Below are 22,984 nucleotides of genomic sequence, written 5' to 3'. Positions count from 1 at the left end.
CATCCATGACACACGTAACCACCGGGCACGCGCTACTCATAAGACCACGCATGCGTGAGGGACCGACGGCGATGAGTTCCCGTGCGGGGTCGAGTCGGTTCTTCCATGCACCCGATCTCCCGTCCTGGGGAAGCCGTGAGCGCGACGTACAGGCACGCGTGAAACTCCTCCTCACCTCCGCAGGCGTCACCAACCCGAGCATCCGCGACGTGTTGGTCGATCTGCTGGGCAAGCCAATCGCCGATTCCCACGCCCTCTGCATCCCCACGGCGATATATGGCAACCCCGCGTCCGGGCCAGCCTCGGTCTGGCGCTTCATCACCGGTCAGACGCCGTTGCCCATGTGCAGCCTGGGCTGGAAGTCGCTGGGCGTCCTCGAGCTGCCGCGTTGCCCAGCATTTGGCGAGGAGCAGTGGGTCCCGTGGGTCCAGGAGGCGGACGTCATCCTCGTGGCCGGCGGCGACACGACGTACCTGTCCCACTGGATGCGGCAATCCGGGCTCGTGGACGTCCTGCCGTCGCTGCGGGACACCGTCTGGGTGGGCCTGAGCGCGGGGAGCATGGTGCTGACCCCGCGGGTCGGTGCGGAGTTCGTCATGTGGCCGTCCGCGCGCGACGACCGCACCCTGGGATTCCTCGACTTCTCGATCTTCCCGCACCTGGGCATCGAGCCAGACAACACCATCGCGTGTGCTGAGAGATGGGCGGCCGAGATCGCGGGTCCCGCGTACGCGATCGACGACCATCCCGCCATCAAGATGAACGACGGCACCGTCGAGGTCGTCTCCGAAGGCCACTGGAAGCGATTCCCCTCGTAGGGGCCAACGGTTCACGGCGGGGTCAGAAGGTCATTCCGGTTCCGGGCCTAGCTCGTCCAGGACATTGCCCGCGGTGTCGGTCGCGATCCAGCGCCCGAAGCCCTCAGGGTGTTGGCGCTAGCTCTTCCATGCCGAGCAGCGCGCCACCGGGATCACCACTGGTGCCGCCGCTCGACCAGCGACCACCCGCGTCGCGCGCCACGAGAGACCCACACCCGCCAGCCCGAGCGATGCCGCTCACGCGAGCTGGACGACACACGGTCAGCGGTTATCGAAGATGACGGCGACATTGTGCGGGACGATGCTTCGCGTGACCACGCGATATCTGCACCGGTACGAGTTCATAAAGCTGGTCAGTCATAGCCATGACCCACTGGCGGAGCGAGCACGTGTCGCACTCGGCTCGGCGGAGGAGGAGCCGGTGCCCGTCTCCTCTGGCGACTTGGACGTGGCGGCATACGAAGTCCGTGCGGCGCGGGCCGCTGCCGGGGAGGGCCCAAGGACGGCCGGTCTGAGCGACTTCCTCAATGCCCTGCAACGTGCCCGAACACATCCTGAGACCGCTTCGTTCCGAGCGCCGGACGGCACTCGCTTCATCCTTTTGCTGGAGCGCGGCCAAGTGGCTGCCATTACCACCATCGGATCGTCGTAGGCCCCCCGGTGAGACATTTGGGTTTCGGCGTCACGGATCAGTCGAGATCATCTATCGACACGCAGGCGGCTCTACGCCTAGAGACGCAGAATCGCGAGGCCGTCGCCAAGCACATCTACGCCGCCATGCCGGCCGTGACTGTCGCCGTCTGGCTGCCACGACGAGCGGGGGGTCCGGCGTACGCAATCGACGATCAGACGGCCATCACGGTGACCGACGGCGCGGTGGAGGTCGTCTCCGAAGGGCAGTGGAAGCAGCTCTCCCAGTAGCCGCGCCGAAAGAGATCGGCATGGCGTCAGACCGTCAGTCCGGTTCGGGTCCCAGCTCGTCCAGGACGTTGCCTGCACCGTCGGTCACGACCCAGCGCCCGAAGCCCTCGGGGTGCTGGCGCGCCAGCTCATCCATCTCCAGATCGTCGGGGTCGATCGGGAGCTCTGACGTCGCTGACGGCACAAGCTCGTACGTCCCGTAGACGCGAAAAGGCATGTCGGCCGGCGCCTCCACGATCATCCGGTGGACATCATGGGCGGCGGCGTCGAAGTTGCCCCAGATGCTGCTTGCGAAGTCTTCCCACTCGTCGGGACGCATGACGATCTCGACACGCCGCGCAACGCCGTCGACCTCGTACGACATCTGGATCCGTCCAGGAGCGGTCTCGACTGCGGTTCCCCAGGTGTTGAGGTACTCGAGGAGACGTTCCCAGAGGCGCTCGTATGTCATCCGCACATGATGGCGGCGGATGCACGTGTGTGCGAGAGGTTAAGGGCGTCTCGATACCCCCGCCCATCACGATGGGGCTGGTGACTGCCATGGGAGTCGAGCCTGGTGAACGTCGACCACGGCAACGATGTCGGCCCTCTGGGTGTCGACATATCGGAGCTTCGAGCCGACCATCGGCGCACACCGGAAGGACTACGTGGGTAATGCCTCCATCGCCATGACGCTGTCCTCGTCGAGCTTGCGGACTCTCAGCGAGCCGTCGTTGGCTGCACCCATCACAGCCACGACCCGGGTGCCACGGTTCACCATACGTCCGGATCTTTCGTGAGGACGGCGGTGCGGCCACGCCGTATCGCCGTCTCAATCCGTTCTCGGGTTGTTAGCCGACCGAGAAGGTATAGACGTACACCTGGGAGGAAGGCACGTATCGTCCACTCGAAGTACTCGACTTCACCCTTCGGGCATGCCTTGTTGCTGTAGTACGTTTTGTCATTGGCAATGGCCTTGACCTGGATGCATTTGCCGTCGGCCTTGGTGTCCTTCAGCCACCCGGCCACGGTGACGTAGCCGTACGTGTCGCAGCTGAGGTGTAGTGCGACTGGCCGCCGCCGATGGATACGTCCCGGGTGTTCCAGCAGGTGTCTGCAGCACTCGGTGAGGCCCCGACCACACCCGCCGCTGCCACGAGCCCTGCTGTCGCCAGACCGGCCTTCAATCGCTTCTTCATGGATCCCCCTGCATTGCTGTCCACGTTGAATTGCTCCACAGCGTGCGCGGCGCCACGTATTGGCACAAGACCATTTGAGTAGGGTCGAAGACCCAGACCGGCGACACCGACGAACTCGTCGTGCGAGCCTGTCAGCCCCGCGTGCGAGCATCGACCGCATGTTCGACGAGCGACGCATGCCAACCAGCACGCCTGCGTCCCGCGCCTTCGCCGAGCGCGTCCAGGTCGTCATGGAGCTCACCTCGCGACTCAACGTCCTCCCCCACAACGACGTCGACACCCGAAACGCCCTGCTCGGCGAGATCTTCGGGCGGCCGCTGCCCGCCTCCGTCGCGATCTACCCGCCGTTCTTCTGCGACTACGGCCTGGGCGCGACGTTCGGCGAGCGTGTCTTCATCAACCAGGGCTGCCACTTCCTCGACCTCGGTGGGATCACGCTCGGCGACCGCGTCCTCGTCGGACCGAACGTCACCCTCACCACCGGCGGGCACCCCGTCGAGGTCACCGAGCGGTTCGACTTCCTCACCCACGCGCCGATCGTCGTCGAGGACGACGTGTGGATCGGGGCGTCCGCGACCATCGCTCCCGGCGTGACGATCGGGCGCGGCTCCGTCGTCGGCGCCGGCACGGTCGTCGCCAAGGACGTGCCTGCGATGACTGTCGTGACCAGCGCCGGTCACGTCGTACGCCGGAGCCTCAGGTCCCCGACTCAAGGTATCGACGACGCAGCGATCCGGGCCCGCCGACCGATCGAGGAGAAAACCCCATGAGCCCGCTGCCCAGTAGCGGACCACTCGGCGGTCGATGACCTGTCCCGCGACGCGGCTGGTGATTCCGCGCCTGCGTGACGGCGGACGCGGTCAGGGACCGCCTCGCCAGTGCTCGATGCGGCGCTTGTCGGGCAGGAACCCGTGGTCCACGCCCCAGAGAACTGCTTGGGTCCGGCTCTCGACGTCGATCTTGCGATAGAGCCCGCGGATGTAGGACTTGACGGTGTTGGGACTGAGGTAGGTCAGTGCTGCGATCTCGGCATTGTTCTTGCCCTGGGTGATGAGGGCGAGGATCTCCGCCTCACGATCGGTCAGGCCTTCGCCGCGCCCGGGCCAGTCACCACCCTGGGTGCGGGCCTTGGCCGCTGGAGGGCTGACCACGATCTCGCCCGCGTGCACGGACTCGAGGGCGGCGACGAGCTCTCGGGCCGTGAGTGCCTTGGACAGATAGCCGTGCACTCCAAGATCCTGGGCTGACGCGAGGAGGTCTGGGTGGAAGCTCCAGGTATAGACCACGACTCGTCGGGCGCGCGGGTTGTCGATGAGGGCCTTGATCTCCGCGCGATCGGACTCCGGCTGGGCGAAAGAGTCGTACAGCGCGATGTCGACGCCGTCCTCGACGGGCATGTTCGTGTCCAGCTCGGCGACCACGACGCGGTCGCGGTAGGGCTCAAGCATGTTGGCGACCCCCATGACGACGACGTCGTAGTCGTCCACGAGGGCGACCTGGATGGGGCGGCCTCGATTGCTCATGACCACACGCTAACCCACCTAGGGGTGTGCCACACCCCTCCTAGGGGTGGTTGCGTAGTGGGCAGAGGGCGCAACAGTCGGCCTCTCGAAGAAAGGGAGACTCATGCTCGGACTCATCATCACCATCCTCATCGTCGGCGCCATCGCCGGCTTCGTTGCCCGACTCCTCGTGCCCGGTCGTCAAGACCTCTCCATCGTCGCGACCATCGTGCTCGGCATCATCGGCTCGTTCATCGGCGGCATGCTCGGCTACCTGTTGTTCCACAAGGACGCAGACGACGGCTTCTTCCAGCCGGCGGGCATCATCGGCTCGATCATCGGCGCAGTCATCGCTCTGCTGATCTGGCAGTGGTCGAAGCGCCGCAACTCCTCCCACGCCTGATCGACCGATCAGCCCGGCGCCGGGGCCATCGCGAGGTGGCCCCGCCCGGGTGTCCGAAGCGTCCCGAGCATGTCAACCAGCGGAGGATTCAGACAGTCCGGCGGCTCTTGTGCAGCAGCCAGAAGAAGTACGGCGCACCCACCAGCGCGGCCAGCAACCCCGCCGGCAGCTGCGTCGGTGCCGCGACCGTCCGTCCGAGCAGGTCCGCCAGCACCAGTAGGATCGCGCCCAGCAGCGCCGCCACCGGGATCACCCGCAGGTGCCGCCGCCCGACCAGCGACCGCGCCGCGTGCGGAGCCACCAGCCCCACGAACGCCACCAACCCGATCGCCGCGACCGCCGTCGCCGTCAGCAGCACCGCGCACGTCAGCAGCGCAAACCGCGCCGGCCCAGGCCGTACGCCCAGGACCCGAGGCGTGTCTTCGTCGATCGACAGCAGGTCCAGATAGCGGTAGCCCACCATCACCGCAGGCACCAGCACCACGATCGCGATCATCAAAGGCACCAGGTGCTCGTACGACCGCCCGTACGTCGAGCCGCCCAGCCACGTCAGCGCCTTCGACGCGTTCCACGGATCGGTCGTCACGATCAGCAACGAGACGATCGCCTTCGCCGCGAACGACACCCCGACGCCGACCAGCACCAGCCGGTCCGTCGCAAAGCCGCCGCGCGCCGCCAACCCGAACACGATCGCCGCTGCCACGAGCGCACCCACGCCCGAAGCGCCCGCGAGGGCCCAGAACGACGCCAGCGGCACCAGGGTCACCACGATGACCGCACCCACCGACGCACCACCGGCGACGCCGATGATCGTCGGGTCGGCCAGCGGGTTGCGCGTCACGCCCTGGATCGCCGTGCCGGCCACCGCCAGGGCGACACCGGCCAGCAGCGCCGCGACGACACGCGGCACCCGCGCGCCCATCACGTTCGTGACGATCGGCCCGGCCTGACCGGTCGCCCAGTTGACGAGGTCGCCGAGCAGGAACGTCCGGTCGCCGATCAGCACCGCGGCGACGCTCAGCGCGAACAGCACCACCGAGAGCACGACGACCAGCACCCACGGATGCTTCGCCCCGAGCCCGCGGACGTCGAGCGCGTTGGATGCGTCGTCGAGGCGCGACGCGCGCAGCCGGTACGCGAACCACACGAGCACCAGCGCACCCAGCAGCGACGTCACGACACCGGTCGGAACCTCGACCGCCCGCTGCGCGCCGACCACCGCCCGGATCAGCACGTCCGCGGCGAGCACGATCACCACACCCGCCAGCCCGGAGACCAGCACGAGCACCCGGTGCCGGTGCAGGCCCGGCACCACCGGCGCGGCCAACCGTACGAGGGCAGGTGCCGCGAGCCCGACGAAGCCGATCGGCCCCGTCAGCGTCACCGCCGCCGCGGACAGCACGACCGCGAGGACGAGGACGACGAGCTGCGTCTGCCGTACGGGGACGCCCAGCGACCGTGCCGCGTCGTCACCGAGCACCATCACGTCGAGACGCCGCGCATAGAACATGAGCACCGCCAGGCACGCGAGCACCACCGGAGCCATCAGCCGCACGGCGTCGAAGCCGTTCTGACTCACGACCCCCGACTCCCACGCCTGGATGCCGCGAGCCTCCATCGGGTTGAGGATGATCAGCGTCGTCGCGAGCGACATCAGCACCATCGCGACCACGGTGCCGGCGAGCACCAGGCGTACGGTCCCGTAGTCGGTGCCCGCCAGCCCGAACACGACCGCCGCCGCGGCCATCCCACCGAGGAACGCAAGCACCAGGTCGCCGAGCAGGATCCCGGGCAGGCCCACCGTCGCCGCGGCCGTCAACGCGAGGTAGGCGCCGGCGTTGACGGCGAGCGTGTCGGGTGAGGCGAGCATGTTGCGTGAGATCGACTGCATGACGCAGCCAGCCGCGCCGAGCGCGACGCCGACCACCGCCCCCGCCGCGACGCGTGGCAGCCGGGAGTCGACGATCACCGCCGACGCCTGCTCCGAGGCGCCGCCGGTCACCCACGCCCACAGATCGCCGAACCCGACCGTCGCGGTCCCCTGGACGACGTGCACGGCCGCGAGTGCGACGGCGAGCACGAGCAGACCGACGACCACGAGGACGAGCCTCAGGGACGCCTTCGGCTCGGCGTCGAGCGTCGGGAGGTCAGGGGAGTCCGCGGCGGCGGGCTCGGCGGTGAGCGTCATGTCGAGGGGTGGGTACGGGAGGTCAGGAGCCCTGGACCGTCTTGACGACGGAGTCGAGGAAGTCGCTCATCGACGCGGGTCCGCCGAACATCCAGATGGCGTCCGGGAGACGCGTCACGTTGCCGGCCTTGACGAACGGCAGACCGGTCCAGACCTTGTTCTCTCCGAGCGCCTCCGTGTACGGGTCGGCCTCGCCCTCGTTGCCGATGTACCAGTAGAGCGTGTCGGCCGGGAGCTTCGTCAGACCCTCGACGTCGGTGGTCCCGAGGCCGTAGGCAGGGTCACCCTCGATGCCCGGGATCTTGGTCCACGGGTTGGCGAAGCCGAGCTCCTTGAGGAGTGCGCCGAGCTGCGAGCCGTCGAGGTACGGACGGACCGAGACCGCGCCGCCGGCCTCGTACGCATCGCTGAACGCGACCGGCTTGCCCGCGAGACCGGCCTCGTCGACCGCCTTCTTGGTCTCGTCGAGCTTCTTGTCGAAGTCTTCCTTGAGCTTCTTCGCCTCATCCTCGGTGCCGGTGGCCTGCGCGACGAGGTCGACGTTCTTCCACATCTGGCCGAGCGGATCCTTCGCGTCGCCGCCCGGGACGACGATGACGGGGGTCGTCTTCTCGATCTGCTCGATCGCGTCGCCGACGAGCTGGTCGGTGACGAAGACGGCGTCGAGGTCGAGGCTGGCGAGGGTGTCGAGGCTCGGCTCGCCCCGCGTGCCGATGTCGGTCGCGTCGTCATCGAGCTCGACGGACTTGTCCCAGGTCTTGAAGCCCTTGATGTCGGACACCGCGGTCGGCTGGACGCCCAGCGAGATGAGGTACTCGACGGTGTTCCACTCGGTGGAGGCCACCTTCTTGGCGGGACCGTCGAGCGTGACCTTCTTGCCGCGCGAGTCGGTGATGGTGATCTTCTCGCCGCCGTCCGACGAGGCGTCGGCGTCGTCCTCGGTGGTGCCGCAGGCGCCGAGCGCGAGGGTGAGGGCTGCCGCGGACGCGACGAGCAGGGTACGGGTGGGCTTCACGGCCTGGGTTCTCCTTCGATGGGGGTACTCCGTCAGAGGGTGACGGCGAGGGTGGGACGAGCGTGGTGGCGCGCACGGGCGCGGGTACGGAGGTGGCCGTCGTGAGGGTCGACGTGCACGTCGACGGTGACCCCGTACGCGGGTGAGAGCAGCTCGGTCGTGAGCACCTCCTGCGGGGTGCCGACCGCGGTGACCCTGCCCTCGACGAGCAGGACGACCTCGTCGGCGACCGCGGCCGCCTGGTCGAGGTCGTGCAGGACGATGCCGACGGCGATGCCGTGCTCGTCGGCGAGGTCGCGGACGATGTCGAGGAGCTCGACCTGATAGCGGAGGTCGAGGTACGTCGTGGGCTCGTCGAGCAGCAGCACCGGAGTGTCCTGCGCGAGGCAGCTCGCGAGCCAGACGCGCTGCGCCTGTCCGCCCGAGAGGGTGTCGACCCCGCGCTCAGCGAGCTCGGTAACGCCGGTCATCTCCATCGCGCGCTCGACGATCGCGTGTCCGTCGGGATCACCGCCGCCCCACCGCGAGCGGTGCGGGTGACGGCCGTACGCGACGACCTCCCGGACGGTCACGCCGCCGGGAGCCGAGCGCGACTGCGAGAGGAGCGTGAGGCGGGTGGCGAGCTCCTTGGCCTTGAGGTCCGTGACGGACTCGCCCTCGCACAGCGTGATCTGGCCGGCGGACGCCTTGTTCAGGTGGGCGAGCGTCCGCAGGAGCGTCGACTTGCCGCTGCCGTTCGGACCGATCAGCGCGGTCACGCGGCCTGGGACGAGCGCGATGCTCACGTCGTCGACCACAACGGCCGAGCCGTACGCCGCGCAGACGCCGTCAGCGGTCAGCTCGGGTGCGCGCGGGTTGGTGTCCACCTAACAAAGGTAAGGCATACCTATGTAACAAGGGAATCCCAGGCTGTGATTTCAGTCCGGCGAGTCTCTAAGCCGGGCCCACCGCGATCCAGGTCGGCGCCGGGGTCGCGAGCCGGCCCGTGGGTGCACCGAGCTGCCCTGAGACCCCGAACTCGTACGAGGCGATCGCAGCGGAGCGCTCTCCGGCGACGAGGACGTAGCCGCCGACCACGGCGAAGTGGCGTGGCCAGCTGACCCCTGCAGGCGTCTCGGCGACACGAACGAGCGATGCGGATCCGGTGTCGAACACCGCCAGCGAGTCCGGCCCGCGATTGGAGACGACGACGTGGGCGCCCTCACCGGTCGTGGCGATCTGTGCGGGATAGGTGGTCTCGTGACTGGCCGTCGTCCGGACCTCGGAGATCACCTCGGCGACGGTCTCGTCGGCGACCCCATCGGAGTCGCCTCGCTTCTCGAGGTTCAGGTGCAGCAGCGTCGCCGACAGCTCCCCGATCACGAGCACCCCGGCCCGGCCCGGGTGGGAGACGACCTGGCGGGGGCCGGTTCCCGGAGGCAGCACCCAGGCGTGTCGTCGCTCCAACCGGCCGTCGCGGGTGATCGCCAGCGAGGTGAGCCGGTCCGTACCGAGGTCGACACAGAGCACGTTCTCACCGGCGACGTCCACAGCGACCATGTGCGGGTGCGGGGCATCCTGCCGTTCGGGGTGTGGACCCGAACCAGTCATCTGCACGCGGTCGACCGTCGCCTGCGGCCGTCCGTCCGGCGCGAGCGCGACGAGGGAGACGGTGCCGCCGAGGTAGTCGGCCGTCAGCAGCCATCGGCCGTCGCGGGTTACGGCGGCATGACACGGCGTTGCGCCGGTCGGGGCCGTCCCGATGACCTCCATCGCGCCGGACTCCGCCACGGTCACGGCGGTGATACCGCCCGCGAGCGTCTCGTTCGTGGCGTAGGCGACCGGCAGTCTCGGGTGCCAGACGACACACGAGGGCGACTCCATCGCGAGCGCTCCGCATGGCTCGATTGCCCCGTCACCGTGAACCCGCGCGGAGCGGATCCCCGGCTCCCCGTCCGTGGTGGAGCACCCGATAAGGGCAAGCATCGTCGTCACGCGGGGACCTTACAGTCAGCTCCGCCGACTGACGAGAAAACTTCGGGCCACGGTGTCGAAAAGGTGCTGCCCCGTTCGGCGTAGAGGTGCGAACCACCTCGGCACTAGGGTCGTGGCGGTCGCAACCGAGTCACTGGAGGACACCATGCGCACCCTCATCGTCACCGCTTTCGTCTCCGCCGACGGCGTCATGGAGGGCCCGGGCGGCGAGCCCGACTACCGCAACTCCGGCTGGACGTTCAAGGACGTCGAGTTCGACGAGGCCGCGTACGAGATCAAGGATCGCGAGCAGAAGGAGGCGACCGCGCTGCTGCTTGGTCGCACGTCGTACGAGGCCTTCGCGCCGGTGTGGCCGACGATGGAGGAGTTCAAGGAATACAACGAGATGCCGCGCTACGTCGTCTCGACCACCCTCGAGTCCGACGACGACCGCTGGCCCGCGACGATCCTGCGCTCGCTCGACGACGTCGCCGCGCTCAAGGAGACCGAGGGCGGACCGATCCTCGTCCACGGCAGTGCGGAGCTCGGCCACAACCTTGCCGACGCAGGGCTGGTCGACCGATACCACCTGCTGGTGTTCCCGCTGCTGCTCGGCGCCGGCAAGCGCCTGTGGAGCGAGGCCGACAAGGACACGACCAAGCTCACGCTCGTCGAGCACGAGGCGTACCCGAACGGCATCCAGAAGCAGGTCTTCGATGTCGTGAGGTGACCTCCGCGGTCACGTCTCGTCGAGCACCTCGCGCAGCCGTACGGCAAACGCCTCCGGGTCGCCCTGCTGGCCGAACTCCCCTCCGAGGAACCCGCCGTGGCCGCCAGGGAAGACCACCGGCTCCTGACCGAAGGCCCCGGCCACGGCGGCGGTCGTACGGTCGGTGAGCAGTCCCGCCGAGTCGGCGCCGACCGCCAGCACGATGCGGGTCGGCGCCGCGAGGACGGCGTCGACGTCGGGCTCGTACGCGGTGATCGCGTCCGAGACGCCGGACAGCAGCGGATCGTCGCGCGACCCGTCGTCCTCCGACGGCAGGCCGAAGGCCGCTGGGTCGGGCGGCGGGGCAGCGGCGAACTCGTCGGTGAGCTCCCCCTTCCACGAGGAGAGGGCGATGAACGACGCCATGCCGTGCCCCCATCCCTTCTCGTGATAGATCGCGTGCGTCGCCTTCTCGGCGGCGAAGGCACGGTCGGCGTCGGGGAGCAGGGCCAGCATCGGCGGCTCGTGCGCCACCAGGGTCGCGACGTCGTCGGGGTAGGCGGCCACGAGCGCCAGGGCGCTCACGGCGCCGCCGCTGCTCGCGAAGACGTCGACCGGGGCGATGCCGAGCTCGGCGATGATCCGGTGCATGTCCTCGGCGTTCTGCTCCGGCGTGTGCGCGGTGGAGTGGTCGTGCCGGGTGCTGCGGCCGAGGCCACGAGGGTCGTACGTGATGACCGTGCGGTCGTCGAAGCCGGCCGCGAGCGACGTGAACCCTTCGGCGGTCATCGGGGCCGCCACGAGCATCAGCGCTGGCGGATCGGTGGGCGGAAGGGGCCCGCGTACGTCGTAGGCGAGCGTGGCAGCGGGTGTGGTCAGGCTTCTGGTGTCGGTCATGGTGGGCAGACCTGGACGGCCACCCGGAACTCATCGGGCGGGTCAGAGCCCGCCCGCCGCGAGGAAGTCACCGAGGACGCGGTTGAAGCGCTCCGGCCGCTCGAGGTTGGGATAGTGCGCGACGTCCTCGATCATCACCAGCTCCCCGTGCGGCACCGACGCGACGAGGCGCTCGGCCATCCGGCGGTGATCGTCAGCGTCCTCGGCGCCGGCGATCGCGAGCACCGGTACGGAGATGCCCGACAGCCGTGACCACGTGTCGGTCACGCCGGTCGGCCTCGCGGGCGGGACCGGGACGCCGTGCTCGTCGACGACGACCTGCTCGGCGAGGGTGTGGCTCGCCATCGCCTCGACCGCGTCCCACACCGCGGGGTCGACGTCCGCGCGGGTACGGCGCGGGCCGGGCACGAACGCCATGAACGCCGCCAGCCAGGCCTCCGCGTCACCGGCGGCAGCGGCACGCTCCCACTGCGCGAAGACGTCGAGCGCCCAGGCGTCCTCGAACACGGGCTCGCTCGTCCCGACGCCGCCGGCGACGACTCCGGCGACGCGGTCGGGGTGCTCGAGTGCGGTGTCGACGGCGGTCGCACCCCCCATGGAGATCCCGGCGAGGACAGCACGCTCGATCCCGAGCGCATCGAGGAGAGCGACCACGTCGTCGCAGAGCCTCGCCTCGGTCGCGTTCGAGGACCAGCCGTGACCGCGGGCGTCGGGCGCGAGGACGCGCCGCTCGGGGAACGCGTCGAGCTGTGGTCCCCACATCCGGTGGTCGACCGCCCCTCCGTGGAGCAGGACGAGCGGCGTGGCGCCCGTACGAGGGTCCCGGTCGATGAACGCGACGTGCTGGTCGACGAGGGTGAGGTGCTGAAGGTCTTCCGTACGAGCCAACATGACAACCAAGGTGTCATACGCCTGCAGCATTGACAACCCAGGTGTCATCATGGGGAACGTGACCGCCACCCCGTTGGACCCCGACCGTCTCGCAGGCCGACTCGCGGAGGTCTACCTCGTCGTCGGCCCCCTCTCTCGCAAGGTCCTCCGGATCGTCGAGCAGAGCCAGCCCGTGATGGGCATGTCCGTCGGAGTCCGCGCCGTCCTCGACCAGCTCCACCGAGAGGGCGCCCGCACCGTGCCGCAGATGGCGCGCACGCAGGACCTCAGCCGCCAGTTCGTGCAGCGCATGGTCAACGACGCCTCCACGCTCGGATGGGTCGAGGCCGTCGACAACCCGGCCCACCGGCGCTCCTCCCTCATCCGGATCACTCCCGACGGCGAACGCGCGATCGCCGCCGTCGTCGCCCGCGAGCACGAGCTCATGGGCCGCGTCCCCGGCGACCTCACCGACACCGACGTCGACACCACGCTGCGGGTGCTCCGCGCGATGCTCGCTGGGCTGGAGGACGTCGAGGCACAGTCTTAACCCTCGCTTTCTGTCCGGACGTCGGCGCACACTGGCCTCATGTCGTACGACGACGAGCTGGCCGAGCGCATCCGCGACGTGTCGCTGGCGATCGCCTCGGGCGAGGACTTACTCCGCGAGCAGCGGATGTTCGGTGGGCTGGCGTTCCTCGTCGCCGGCAAGATGGCGGTCGCGGCGAGCGGGCGCGGCGGTCTGATGGTGCGGGTCGACCCCGAGGACGTCGGCGCGCTGCAGGCTGCCGACGGCGTCGAGCCGATGATGATGCGGGGACGCGAGCTGCGCGGGTGGCTCCACGTCAGCAGCGACGCCGTCCGCGACGACGCCGCGCTGGCGGAGTGGGTGACGCGCGGCGTCTCATACGCGCGGTCGCTCCCCGCGACGTAGTCTGCAACCCACCAGCACGACCGCACCGCGGGCCGCTGGTCCCGCGACGGGGGGATCATGGCGATCTCGCGCACCGGCTTCTCGCGCCACCGGGTCCCGGCCGAGCACCGGCTCCTCGGGCTCGACCGGAGGACCTTCGTGTACGCCGTCCCGGCGGTCGTCGTCTATCTGCTCTGGGCGTGGCTCGTCCCGTGGATCGACAACCAGGTCCCGTCGGACGACCCGATCCGTGCCGGTGACGTCCTCCAGGTCACCGACCGCGTCACCATGACCCCGTCACCGGGTTGGGGCCTCGTCAGCGGTCTCCGCACGAGCGACAAGCCGCGCGACGGCACGGTGGCGATGGACCAGACCATCCTCACCAAGGACGGCATCTCCTTCGAGGTGACGCAGGGTCCGTTCAAGGGCTCGACCCGCAGACTGCTGCGGCAGATCGACCGGATCAGCACCACGACCGGCGACCCCGCCGGGTTCTCGGTCACCGGCAGCCCTCGACCGCTCACGACCGACTCGGGGCTGCGCGGCCTCGTCGAGGGCTTCGAGTCCCAGCGCAACGTCGGGGTCAGTGCCGCCTTCGTCGTCGACGACACCGGGATCGAGGTCCAGGTCGTCGGCGCCCCTGAGGCGATGAAGCAGAGGAGCTCCGACATCGAAGACATGCTCCGGAGCTTCACCGACACCCGGCGGGACGACTCGTGACCGCGACCGCGATGCCCGTCCCCGCGCCCGATGCGGACGAGGTGCTCGCCCGCCGCCGCGACGCGATCATGGTGTCCGGCTGGGGCGCGCCGTACCGGTTCGTCCAGCCGCACAACGCCTGCTTCTGGGTCTATCTCCTCCTCGTCGGCCTCGGGCTCTGGAAGTTCGTGACCCTGTCCCTGCCGACGGCCGAGATCTTCGCCGACGCCAACACCGTCGCGATCGTCAGCTCCGGCCTGTTCGCCATCGTCTTCCTGCTGTTCCTGCACTCGTTCGACCGGTACGAGAAGACGCCCGGCCGGCTGGCCCTCACGGCGTTCGTCGCGGGCGGCTTCGCCGCGCCCTGGGCGTTCGCGCTGCCCGGCAACGCAGCCCTCATGGACCTGTACGGCAAGCTCTTCGGCCAGACCTTCGCCGAGGACTGGCAGGCAGGTCTGACGGCCCCCTTCGTCGAGGAGACGTCCAAGGCGGTCTTCTTCGTGCTGCTCCTTGGGCTCGCGCCGGTGGTGATCCGCACGGTGTACGACGGGTTGATGGTCGGCGCGTACATCGGTCTCGGCTTCCAGATCCTGGAAGACGTGCTGTACGGCCAGAACGCGGCGATGTCGCACTTCGGCACGGATCAGACGTCGACCGTGCTGGAGACGTTCGTGGTCCGCGCGATCACCGGCATCCCGTCGCACGCCCTCTACACCGCGCTCTTCAGTGCCGGGCTGATCTACGTCATCGGCACGGTCGCCCAGCCGCGGCGCGTGGGGCGCGGGTTGGCCCTCATCGCGACCGCGATGCTGCTGCACGGCCTCTGGGACTCGATGGCAGCGCTCGTGGGCCCGTTCGGGGCTGCCGCGGCCGGCGCGATGATGCTCGGCCTGACCGTTGCCGCCCTGGTCGCGCTGGCGGTCGCGATCCACCTCGGTGGGACACGCGAGCGCGGATACCTCCGGGCGCTCCTCCAGCCCGAGGTCGCCGACGGCACGATCACCCCGGCTGAGCTCGATGCGGTGGCGGGCGGTCGCAGGCAACGCCGCCGCGCTCGACGCGCCGCACTCCGGTCACGGCCGAAGGGTGTGAGCCGGCGGCGGGAGAAGCACGTCATGAACGCGACCCTCGACCTCGCGCACGACCTCGCGTCCTCCAGCGGTGGCGAGAGTCGCGCCGTCGCGCACTCGCGGCGCGAGATCGCCCGGCTGAGAACGCCTCGGCGAGCTCCACGCGCTCTAGCCTGACCAGATGAGCCAGATCGACCTCTTCGCCGGGATCTGCGTCAGAGACCTCGACGCGGCGAAGGACTGGTACGCCCGTCTGCTCGGCACGGACGAGGTGTTCCGACCCAACGACACCGAGGTCGTCTGGGAGCTCGGCGAGCACCGCTTCCTCTACGTCGAGCTCAAGCCCGAGCACGCCGGGCACGCCATGCAGACGCTGTTCTTCGACGACTTCGACACGTTCGTCGCCGGGGTGGGCGCACGCGGCATCGAGCCGGCCACTCGCGAGACATACGAGAACGGGGTCCGCAAGCACACCTACCGCGACCCCGACGGCAACGAGATCGGGATCGGTGGCGCGCCGTCAGAGGCGGCCTAGCAATCCGGGACTAGCTCGTCCGCCGTCGTGGTTGTGCCCCGTCATGACGACGCCCGCGCCCGCCGAGGTCCAGCACGACACCTTCACCGTGACGCTCGAGCTCGCAGTCCCACCGGAGCTCGTGTACGAAGCCTTCGCCGACCCCGCCGTACGAAGGCGATGGTTCCGGCTCCCGGGGCGCGACGCCTCGTACGAGCACGACTTCCGGGTCGGAGGCGGCGAGTCCGCGCGGAGCACGTTCCGTGCCGTCGACGGCACGACCGAGCGCCTCGCATACGACTCCCGGTTCGTCGACCTCGTGCCCGCGCAGCGGATCGTCCTCACCTACGAGACGCACGTGAACGACGTGCTGCGCTGGACCGCCCTGGTCACCGTCGCGCTCGACCCGACCGACGACGGCACGCGCCTGCGCTGGACCGAGCAGGTCGCGTTCGTGACGCCGACCGGTGACGGCACCCACGACCTTCCCCACGTCCGCGGCGGGGTCCGGCTTCAGCTCAACGGCCTGGCGGGCGCGCTCGGACTCCCACGCTGACGGGTCCGGCGCGCCCAGTCGCCTACTCGTCCGTCTCCTGCCCGCCGGCGTCCTCGTTGCACTCGATCTGCGGCGGCTCCTCCCCGGGGAAGGCCAGGACGTTGAGGCGGGGCAGCCGGTGCCCGCGCATGTCGAACGACAGCACCTGACGGCGCGTGACCCGACCACGCGCGCCCTTGTGGAGGTAGCCGCTGGTCTGCCGCATTCCCACCGTGTAGGCGCACTCGTCGAAGCGGACGATGTCGCCCACCGGCTCGACGAGGTCCTCGACGTCCTCGCGCAACGACCGGAGGTCCTGCCGGATGTCGGCCCGCGAGTCGGCGTCCGAGCGACGCGGTGCGAGGCGGTCAGCGGACTCGCCCGGGCCGCGACCGCATCCGCGGTTCTTCGGCCGCACCGTGAGGAGCTGGTAGTCCGGGTCGTCCCAGCGCCCGCGATCGACGTCGACCCCCGGCGAGTACGACCGGCGGCCAGGCGCAGAGCGCGGGTCGACCCGATAGCCGAGCCGCTGGTCCGCATCACCCTGCTCGGTGACCGGCAACCACTCCAGGCACGACTCCCACGCGTCGAAGCGCTCCGTACGGTCCTCGACCCGCTCCTCGATGCGTTCGAGCCTGCGGAACGCCTTGCGGAGCGCCCGGACGCCTCGCGGACCGCGCCGAGGAGCGACCCGTGCGTCCGCACCCGAGCCGTTGGGGTCAGGCGCGGCGCTGGCGCAGCGCCGTGACGGTGACAGTCTCAGCAGGTTCCATCGCGGACCCGACCGTGTGCGCACCAGCGCGCGCCGGAGGTCCACGCCCGTGCCGTCACGCTCGTCGTACAGGAACCCCTGCCCGCCCCCGCCGGCGCGGACGATCCCGACCTTCCTCGTGCAGCGGAGCAGCCGGTCGAAGCGAGCCGCGCCCCGATCGAGCCCCCGGAGCCGTTTCTCCATCCGCCGCAGGGACGCCCGCAGCGACCCGGGCGCCCTCGCCGCCCTCGCCGCCCTCACTGTCGGGCGGCCGGATGTCCCCGCGCGCCGGGCGCGAGGTGGGGCCGCGATTCCCGCGCTCACTGTGGGCGCGGGAGGCATCGCCGTGGGGACGCGTGCGGCGGCTGCCCTCTCCGCCCCCGGCTCGGCGGCGGCGGCGGACTGCACCGCCCCGATGTCGCACGGGTGACCGGCGACGCCCTTGGGTGTACCGACCGCGTCGTGACGCAGGACGGCGCTCCAACTCACCCAGCGCTCGAGGAGCTGCCCGGCCGGCAGCGGTGACGGTAGACGCCCGGGGCAGGCGGCGGCCGGGATCTTGCCGCGTACGGGGCTGGTGGGCCGGGGGACGAGGACGAAGCCGGCGGGGTCGTCCTCGAGCTGGGCGAGGTCCGGGTCGTCAGCGGAGAGGTCCTTCGCCGTGTCGAGCCCGCAGGAGGGGTCGGCGGTGAGGTTGTAGCCGAGCGAGTGGATCTGATAGACGCGGCAGCTGCGTCGCGTCGGGATCGTGTCACCGGTGACTCCCTCCCAGGCAGCGGGACCGATGATCGACGACGCGCTGGCGAAGGGGCCCGCCGCGCCGACGTTCGCGGCCACCGAGCCGATGTTGCGCGTGATCGTCGAGGAGACCAGCGTCGTCGCACCGGCCGACATCACGCCACCCCCTGCCCCCTCGGCGTAGTTGTTGGTGACGGTCGCGTTGACGAGTACCAGGTCGCCGCGTGCCCAGATGCCTCCACCGACATGGGCCACGGCGAGGTTGCGGGCGATGGTGGAGTTCACGACCAGCACGTCGGCCTCGCCGGAGATCGCGCCGCCCCGATCGTCCGCGCGGTTGCCGACGAGTGTCGACCCGTACACCGCGACGTCACCGTCGAGCGTGAAGATCGCTCCACCGGGCCCGTCCGCGTCGCTGCCGTCGACCAGCGAGTCGATCACCGTCACGTCGCCGTCCTCGTCGGCGTACAGCGCGCCTCCGTCGCCGTCGGTGGTGTTGGCGTCGATGCGCGAGCGCACCACGAGGATGTCGCCGGTCGAGGCGATCGCGCCGCCCGATCCGTCGACGAGGTTCGCGCTGAGCACCGAGTCGTAGACCTGGACACCGCCTCGACGCGCATAGATGCCGCCGCCGTCGTCGTTCGCGAGGTTGCCGTTGATGTGACAGCGGTGCGCAGTGACCCGGCGCATCGAGAAGATCCCGCCACCCGGCTCCTCGGCGAGGTTCTGCTTGATCGAGCAGTCCGAGAGCGTGATCTCGCCGCGCGACGTCATCGCCGCCCCCGGCCCGTCCGAGCCTCCGCGCAGCAACGTCACCCGCCGGAGGTCGAGGTATCCGGTGCCGTCCTGGCGCAGCACGCGGTTCTCGAAGCAGGACTGCCGGATCGCGTGCCCGTGCCCGTCGAGGACCAGCGGGTACGGCGACTCCCGGACGGGATCGCCGCGGCGGCAGTCGCGGAGGACGATGTCGGCCCCGAGGTCGATCCTCCGTCGCATCGGGTCCGCCCAGGCGGCCCGGAGCCGCGCCTCGGTCCGGATCGCACCGGCAGGAGCGCGCGACGGGCGGGGTGTCCCCGCTCGCACGCCGGGGTTGGGGGCGGCCGCACGGGCGGCCGTCGAGGACGCGGCCGCTGCCGTGCCCTCGACGGCGCCCTCGGTGACGCCCGCGACGGAGAACGCGAGGACGACGGTCAGCACCGTCCCCACTGCTCGTTTCCAGGGACCTGCGTGACCTGCCATGGTGGTGCCTTACGTGTGGCCCGAGAGGTCAGCTGCGGAAGAACGCGAAGAGATCTTTGTCGAGCTCTTCCTGGTACGCCCCGGCGATGCCGTGCGGCGATCCGGGATAGACCTTCAGCGTCGCGCCCTTGACGAGGTCGACCGACTTCAGCGCGGCATCCGCGATGGGCACGATCTGGTCCTCCTCACCGTGGGCGATGAACATCGGGACGTCGATCGCCTTGAGGTCCTCGGTGAAGTCCGTCTCCGAGAACACCGCCACGCACTCGTACGCCTGGTGCAGGCCGGCGAGCATCGACTGACGCCAGAAGTCGTCGCGCTGGCCCTGCGAGATCGTCGAGCCCTCGCGGTTGGCCCCGTAGAACGGCGCGGACAGATCCTTGTAGAACTGCGACCGGTCGTGCAGCACCCCGGCTCTGATCTCGTCGAAGGCCTCGATCGGCGTGCCGTCGGGGTTCGACTCGGACTTGACCATGACCGGAGGGATGGCCCCGGCGGTCGCGACCTTCACCACGCGCCCCTGGCCGTGCTGGGCCGTGAACCGTACGGCCTCGCCGCCTCCCGTCGAGTGCCCGACCACGATGATGTCGTCCAGCCCGAGCTCGTCGGCCAGCGTCGCGACGTCGGCGGCGTAGGTGTCCATGTCGTTGCCGTCCCACGTCTGCGACGAGCGGCCGTGGCCGCGACGGTCGTGCGCGATCGCCCGGTAGCCCGCCTCGGCGGCGAGCTTGAGCTCGAGGTCCCACGCGTCCGAGCACAACGGCCACCCGTGGCTGAAGATGATCGGCTGTCCGCTTCCGAAGTCCTTGTAGAAGATCTGTGCCCCGTCCGAGGCAGTGATGTACGGCATGCTGCGGCTCCTTCGCAGTCGGGTCCGACCAGGTCGGTCCTGCTCGCGCCCCCTCACGATTCGACTGCCGGGGCATGCTGCGTGACCACGAAGAAGACACGCAGTTCGGCACCGGGATCACCCGAGGCGGACCTCGCCGCGTGCCTCGTCGCGGCCCGCGAACTGCTGCCACTCGCGCGCACGGGCGGCCACGCGGGCGCCCTCGCCGAGCGCACGGCCCTCGTCCGCGTGCAGGGTGCTGGCGTACAGCTTCACCAGACCGTGCACCTCGAACGCACCTCCGCCCCCCGGGCCCGCGAACCCGACCTCCACGAGCTCGTCGACCGCGTCCTCGGCGATCCAGAGGTCCGTGTCCAGGAGCACCGCCGCGAGACTCGCGCAGAAGGTCGTCCCCTCGATCGCCCCCAGACGACGCAGGAGAATCCTCGCGGTCGGCGACAGCTGTGCGTACGACGGCTCCAGCACTGCTGCGGGCTTCAGGTCTCCGGCAGTCAGGACGGCGAGGCGGCGGTCGCGCGACTGCAACCGGCGGTTGAGGTCGACCACGCTCGCTCCGCGCCTGGCGGCGATGCGGCTGCCTGCGGCACGCAGAGCGAGGGGCGTGTGCTCGCACAGTCGTGCCAGCGTCACCAGGTCACTGGCGCGGACGCCCAAGGCCTGACCCGGGCCGACGTCCTCGACGAGGCGGCGCAGCAGCGCGACGGACTCCCGCTCGGCGAGCGCGGGCAGGTCGAGTCGGTGCGCTCCCTCGAGCCCGGCGAGCGGGCGACGGCTGGTGATGAGCAACGCACCCCGCCCCGCGTCCGGCAGCAGGGGCCTGACCTGAGGCTCGTCTCGCGCGTCGTCGAGCACGACCAGGATCCGCCGCTGGACGAACGTCTCGTTCCACAGCGCCCGGAGGTCGGCGAGAGGGGCAGGCAGCCGGTCCACGTCCGGACGGGCGGCTCGGACCAGGTGCCGCAGGGCCGGGCGCGGATCGCGCGGGCGAAGCGTGAGCGCCCGCAGGTCGAGGAAGAACGTGTCGTCGTACGCACGCGCCAGCCCGGTCGCGCTGGCGACCGCCAACGCGGTCTTGCCGATCCCGGGGGCTCCGGTCACGACCGTGAGCGACGGCGGGCCGGCACGCTCGGCGTCGAGCTGCCCGGCAAGGTAGGCCGTCTCGGCGCGCCGGCCGACGAAGTGGCGGACGACAGCCGGGAGCGGCAGAAGCCGTGGACCGGGACGGGAGCGGCCCGATCGGCCGTCACGCGCGGCCCGCAGCAGTGCCGTCCTGTCCTCCCCGCGGAGGCCGAGCGCGTCGCTCAGCAGCTGGACCGTGCTCTTGCGGGGTCCGCGGCTCACCCCGCGTTCGATGTCGCTGATCGCTCGGTCGCTGATCCCCGAACGGGCGGCCAGGTTCTCGAGCGTGAGGTCCTGGCGGACACGGTGGTCGCGAAGGAGGTCTCCGACCGATGTCCGCGCGTCACGCTCGCTCGGGGAGCGTGTCCAAGGGCGGGACATGAGGACCAGTCTCGGGGAGCACCGCTGCTCGCGCGCGTCGGAAGGCTTGACGCACGGTACGCCGACGCACCGGCCGTCAGCGCTCGCGCGCCAGGAGCCCGAGCAGCAGGGCGACCCGGTCCTCCGCGACGTCGAGCCTCGCGCCGGTCAGCTCCTCCACCCGCGTCATCCGGTGGCGCAGCGTGTGCCGGTGCACGCCGAGCGCACGCGATGCCGTCTCCCACGAGCCGTTGTGCCGCAGGAACACCTCGAGCGACTCCAGCAGGACGCGCTCACGCTCCGTGCGGCTGTCGAGCAGCGGGGCCAGGGGCGATGCGGCCAGGGTCGCGACCCGTGCTCGTACGAGGTCGTCGGCCAGGATCGCCTCCAGCGTCAGCGTGCCGTACCAGCCGACCGGCTCGTGCGACGCCCGCGCCGACGCCGCGGCGTGCGCCGCCGCCGCCCGGCCAGCCGCGGCCCGCTCGGTCGGCAGCGCACCGCTGACGCCGACGACCACGTCGTGGCGGCCCGCACGGCCGAGCGCGTCCACGACAGCGTCGGCACCCGCTGCCGCGTCCCGGTCGTGGAGCAAGACCAGCACGCCGTCGGCGGAGTCGGTCTCGACGTGCGCCAGCGCCGCCGCGTCGAGAGCGTGGGCGACCAGGTCGCGCGGCGACGTGCGGCCAGTGCCCGCACTCGCGACCAGCATCCGTACGGGCTCGCCCGGCTCGAAGCCGAAGTGCCGGAGGTGCCGGACGATCGACGGAGCGACCACCTCGTCGTCGAGCAGCAGCTCGAGCACGGTCGCGCCGAGCCGGTGCCGCGCGTCCACGAGCTCGCGGGGTCGCTCACGCTGGAGGGTGAGCAGGGAGACCGCCTGGTTGAGAAGCAGCCGGTCGCCGACCGACAGGGCACCCGGGACCTCCACCGCGAGCCATCCGCTCGGGCGCTCGAGGCCGCCGAGCCGCTGGATCACGAGCGTGCCGGTGTCGGACACCACGGTGATGCTCGCGCGTCCGGGACGCGCGACGAGCGCGACCAGCTCGGTCGCGACGCGCTCACCCAGCTCCGGCGTCTCGCCGGCGGAGGCGACCGGGTGCTCCAGCTCGTCCAGCACGACGACCGCCGCGCTCAGCTCCCGAGCGACGGCCGTGACCAGACCGGCGACACCCTCGTCGAGCGTCGCGCGCGTCATCTGCCGCTGGAACGCGACCGCGCGGTGCATCACGGCGTTCTGCTGCTCCGCCCGGTGCGCGGCGACCGCCTGGGTGATCGCCACGAATGGTGTCGGCAGCGGGACCTCGATCAGCGGCATCGCCGAGCGTCGGCACGCCTGGCGCAGCCCGGGAGGGATCGTGTCGAAACGGACGCCGATCCCGAACGCGACCCCCACCACACCGGCCGCCGCCAGCCGCTCGACGTACGCCTCCTGGCCAGCGTGGTCGCGTGGCATCCGCAGGCCGGTGGTGAGGACGAGCTCGCCGCCGCCCAGGAACGGCGTCGGGTCGACGAGCTCGATCGCGTGCGCCCATCGGAGCGAGACCGTCGGGACGGCTTCGGGCTCGACCAGGCGGAGCCCCAGGGCCTCCTGGGCGAGCAGCCACGCCAGCGTGACGCCGTACGGGTCCTCGGGCTGCGGGGTTGCCATGGACATAGTGTCCACGGCTCATCGCCAAGGCACGCCACTTCGTCAGGATCCCTGCTGGACTCGTCGCTCCTAGCCTGCTTGACACCACCCCCGC

23 protein-coding genes are annotated in these 22,984 nt (G+C 70.4%); 11 read left to right on the top strand and 12 right to left on the bottom strand.

The window, feature by feature from the left end; genetic code table 11:
* The first annotated feature begins 158 nt into the window (after positions 1-158).
* A complete protein-coding gene (locus KV100_RS10580; protein ID WP_220343016.1) occupies positions 159-818 on the top strand; it encodes a Type 1 glutamine amidotransferase-like domain-containing protein in 660 nt (219 codons plus the stop codon).
* A gap of 786 nt (positions 819-1,604) precedes the next feature.
* Positions 1,605-1,739 carry a hypothetical protein gene (locus tag KV100_RS10575; protein WP_255566116.1) on the top strand — a complete coding sequence of 45 codons (135 nt, stop codon included), beginning with the start codon at positions 1,605-1,607 and terminating at the stop codon, positions 1,737-1,739.
* A gap of 34 nt (positions 1,740-1,773) precedes the next feature.
* Here KV100_RS10575 and KV100_RS10570 read toward each other — a convergent pair whose 3' ends face one another.
* Complete coding sequence (locus tag KV100_RS10570; RefSeq protein ID WP_220343013.1) at positions 1,774-2,190, bottom strand: hypothetical protein; 417 nt, start codon at positions 2,188-2,190, stop codon at positions 1,774-1,776.
* Between the two features lie 903 nt (positions 2,191-3,093).
* Between KV100_RS10570 and KV100_RS10565 the strand changes: the two genes are divergently transcribed.
* On the top strand, positions 3,094-3,687 hold the full coding sequence (locus KV100_RS10565) for a sugar O-acetyltransferase (RefSeq protein ID WP_255566115.1): 594 nt from the start codon (positions 3,094-3,096) through the stop codon (positions 3,685-3,687).
* A gap of 90 nt (positions 3,688-3,777) precedes the next feature.
* Here the strand turns inward: KV100_RS10565 and KV100_RS10560 are convergent, their stop codons facing one another.
* Positions 3,778-4,440 (bottom strand): response regulator transcription factor, encoded by a 663-nt coding sequence (locus tag KV100_RS10560; protein WP_139084771.1) that lies wholly within the window; start codon positions 4,438-4,440, stop codon positions 3,778-3,780.
* A 103-nt stretch (positions 4,441-4,543) separates the two neighbouring features.
* On the opposite strand from KV100_RS10560, the gene KV100_RS10555 reads away from it, so the two are divergent.
* On the top strand, positions 4,544-4,822 hold the full coding sequence (locus KV100_RS10555) for a GlsB/YeaQ/YmgE family stress response membrane protein (protein ID WP_139084769.1): 279 nt from the start codon (positions 4,544-4,546) through the stop codon (positions 4,820-4,822).
* A gap of 88 nt (positions 4,823-4,910) precedes the next feature.
* On the opposite strand, the gene KV100_RS10550 is transcribed toward KV100_RS10555, so the two are convergent.
* The 4 genes from KV100_RS10550 to KV100_RS10535 form a co-directional block, all read right to left on the bottom strand.
* The gene (locus KV100_RS10550) at positions 4,911-7,010 is read right to left on the bottom strand and encodes an iron ABC transporter permease (RefSeq protein WP_220343009.1); all 2,100 of its coding nucleotides are present in this window, start codon (positions 7,008-7,010) and stop codon (positions 4,911-4,913) included.
* Positions 7,011-7,032: 22 nt separating this feature from the next.
* Positions 7,033-8,025, bottom strand: coding sequence for an iron-siderophore ABC transporter substrate-binding protein (locus KV100_RS10545; protein WP_220343007.1), 993 nt, complete (start codon positions 8,023-8,025; stop codon positions 7,033-7,035).
* A 32-nt stretch (positions 8,026-8,057) separates the two neighbouring features.
* Positions 8,058-8,891 (bottom strand): ABC transporter ATP-binding protein, encoded by an 834-nt coding sequence (locus tag KV100_RS10540; RefSeq protein ID WP_220343005.1) that lies wholly within the window; start codon positions 8,889-8,891, stop codon positions 8,058-8,060.
* A 67-nt stretch (positions 8,892-8,958) separates the two neighbouring features.
* A complete protein-coding gene (locus tag KV100_RS10535) occupies positions 8,959-9,990 on the bottom strand; it encodes a beta-propeller fold lactonase family protein (RefSeq protein WP_255566185.1) in 1,032 nt (343 codons plus the stop codon).
* Positions 9,991-10,144: 154 nt separating this feature from the next.
* Here KV100_RS10535 and KV100_RS10530 point away from each other — a divergent pair, with 154 nt between their 5' ends.
* The gene (locus KV100_RS10530; protein WP_220343002.1) at positions 10,145-10,708 is read left to right on the top strand and encodes a dihydrofolate reductase family protein; all 564 of its coding nucleotides are present in this window, start codon (positions 10,145-10,147) and stop codon (positions 10,706-10,708) included.
* A 9-nt stretch (positions 10,709-10,717) separates the two neighbouring features.
* Here KV100_RS10530 and KV100_RS10525 read toward each other — a convergent pair whose 3' ends face one another.
* Both KV100_RS10525 and KV100_RS10520 read right to left on the bottom strand, forming a co-directional pair.
* Positions 10,718-11,584: an alpha/beta fold hydrolase gene (locus KV100_RS10525; protein ID WP_220343000.1), complete on the bottom strand. Its 867-nt coding sequence runs from the start codon at positions 11,582-11,584 to the stop codon at positions 10,718-10,720.
* Between the two features lie 42 nt (positions 11,585-11,626).
* Complete coding sequence (locus tag KV100_RS10520) at positions 11,627-12,475, bottom strand: alpha/beta fold hydrolase (protein ID WP_220342998.1); 849 nt, start codon at positions 12,473-12,475, stop codon at positions 11,627-11,629.
* A 58-nt stretch (positions 12,476-12,533) separates the two neighbouring features.
* On the opposite strand from KV100_RS10520, the gene KV100_RS10515 reads away from it, so the two are divergent.
* Genes KV100_RS10515 through KV100_RS10490 form a run of 6 tightly spaced genes read left to right on the top strand, consistent with a single transcriptional unit; the run spans position 12,534 to position 16,206 of the window.
* Positions 12,534-13,004 (top strand): MarR family winged helix-turn-helix transcriptional regulator, encoded by a 471-nt coding sequence (locus KV100_RS10515; protein ID WP_220342996.1) that lies wholly within the window; start codon positions 12,534-12,536, stop codon positions 13,002-13,004.
* A gap of 39 nt (positions 13,005-13,043) precedes the next feature.
* Positions 13,044-13,388, top strand: a complete 345-nt coding sequence (locus tag KV100_RS10510) for a TfoX/Sxy family protein (protein ID WP_220342994.1) — start codon at positions 13,044-13,046, stop codon at positions 13,386-13,388.
* Between the two features lie 57 nt (positions 13,389-13,445).
* Complete coding sequence (locus KV100_RS10505) at positions 13,446-14,087, top strand: hypothetical protein (RefSeq protein ID WP_220342993.1); 642 nt, start codon at positions 13,446-13,448, stop codon at positions 14,085-14,087.
* Positions 14,084-15,313, top strand: a complete 1,230-nt coding sequence (locus tag KV100_RS10500) for a PrsW family intramembrane metalloprotease (protein ID WP_220342992.1) — start codon at positions 14,084-14,086, stop codon at positions 15,311-15,313. The genes KV100_RS10505 and KV100_RS10500 overlap by 4 nt, the downstream gene beginning before the upstream one ends.
* 4 nt (positions 15,314-15,317) lie before the next feature.
* Positions 15,318-15,671, top strand: a complete 354-nt coding sequence (locus tag KV100_RS10495) for a VOC family protein (RefSeq protein ID WP_220342990.1) — start codon at positions 15,318-15,320, stop codon at positions 15,669-15,671.
* 43 nt (positions 15,672-15,714) lie between these two features.
* On the top strand, positions 15,715-16,206 hold the full coding sequence (locus KV100_RS10490) for an SRPBCC domain-containing protein (protein WP_220342987.1): 492 nt from the start codon (positions 15,715-15,717) through the stop codon (positions 16,204-16,206).
* Between the two features lie 22 nt (positions 16,207-16,228).
* Here the strand turns inward: KV100_RS10490 and KV100_RS10485 are convergent, their stop codons facing one another.
* The 4 genes from KV100_RS10485 to KV100_RS10470 all read right to left on the bottom strand — a co-directional run bounded on the left by KV100_RS10485 (position 16,229) and on the right by KV100_RS10470 (position 22,890).
* Positions 16,229-18,871, bottom strand: coding sequence for a right-handed parallel beta-helix repeat-containing protein (locus tag KV100_RS10485; protein ID WP_220342985.1), 2,643 nt, complete (start codon positions 18,869-18,871; stop codon positions 16,229-16,231).
* Between the two features lie 70 nt (positions 18,872-18,941).
* Positions 18,942-19,763 carry an alpha/beta fold hydrolase gene (locus KV100_RS10480; protein ID WP_220342983.1) on the bottom strand — a complete coding sequence of 274 codons (822 nt, stop codon included), beginning with the start codon at positions 19,761-19,763 and terminating at the stop codon, positions 18,942-18,944.
* A gap of 117 nt (positions 19,764-19,880) precedes the next feature.
* Positions 19,881-21,263, bottom strand: coding sequence for a helix-turn-helix domain-containing protein (locus KV100_RS10475; protein WP_220342981.1), 1,383 nt, complete (start codon positions 21,261-21,263; stop codon positions 19,881-19,883).
* A gap of 76 nt (positions 21,264-21,339) precedes the next feature.
* The gene (locus KV100_RS10470; protein WP_220342979.1) at positions 21,340-22,890 is read right to left on the bottom strand and encodes a PucR family transcriptional regulator; all 1,551 of its coding nucleotides are present in this window, start codon (positions 22,888-22,890) and stop codon (positions 21,340-21,342) included.
* Positions 22,891-22,984: the final 94 nt, after the last annotated feature.

The sequence above is a fragment of the Mumia sp. zg.B21 genome (genome assembly GCF_019550855.1).
In the GTDB taxonomy this organism is placed as follows: domain Bacteria; phylum Actinomycetota; class Actinomycetes; order Propionibacteriales; family Nocardioidaceae; genus Mumia.
The sequence above is the reverse complement of the archived record's forward strand: the minus strand, read 5'-3'. Positions and strand labels throughout refer to the sequence as shown.